Annotated in this window: 2 protein-coding genes; both read left to right on the top strand. The window is 39.6% G+C overall.

The genetic code is table 11. The features are described from left to right. Positions 1 to 366, top strand: a 366-nt coding sequence (locus DS885_RS09425; protein WP_147232345.1) for a substrate-binding domain-containing protein, incomplete at its 5' end; no start/stop codon positions are given. Positions 367 to 512: 146 nt separating this feature from the next. Then, positions 513 to 656 (top strand): PfkB family carbohydrate kinase (locus DS885_RS17775; protein ID WP_369007755.1); only part of this gene is annotated, 144 nt, incomplete at its 3' end.

Below are 656 nucleotides of genomic sequence, written 5' to 3'. Positions count from 1 at the left end.
GTTAAAAGCGAAGGCTTAGAGCTATTAGCGAGTCAACCAGCTGACTTTGACCGAACTAAAGGCCTTAACGTGATGGAGAACTTATTATCATCTCAACCTAAGACACAAGCAGTATTCGCACAGAATGATGAAATGGCATTAGGGGCTTTCCGTGCAGTACAAGCTTCGGGTAAAGATATCTTTATTGTGGGATTTGATGGCACTGATGATGGTATTGCGGCGGTTAAGCGTGGATTGTTAGGAGCAACTATTGCACAACAACCTGGGTTAATTGGTGAAATTGGTGTGCAATCTGCTGTGGATGTATTAGCTGGTAAAAGTGTCGCTGAAAACGTTCCAGTACCATTAATGATGGTAGTGAAATAGTAATATAAAACGATAACTATAGCCGCTGATAACACCTTTGTTACGGTATATAGTTATCAAATTTTATCTGAACTTTCTCGTCACTGACTCGGATAATATTTATGGTTTAAATATGTATGTTAAAAATAGTTAATAAAGGTTTATTTATGCGTCAACTAACTGTGTTAGGAAGTGTTAATGCGGATCATGTTGTTAAAGTCGATAGTTTCCCTCGTCCTGGCGAAACATTACATGGACATGGTTACGCGGTTATAGCGGGTGGTAAAGGTGCTAATCAAGCGGTTGCTGCT

The organism is Psychromonas sp. B3M02, from assembly GCF_003318165.1.
GTDB lineage: Bacteria > Pseudomonadota > Gammaproteobacteria > Enterobacterales > Psychromonadaceae > Psychromonas.
The sequence above is the reverse complement of the archived record's forward strand: the minus strand, read 5'-3'. Positions and strand labels throughout refer to the sequence as shown.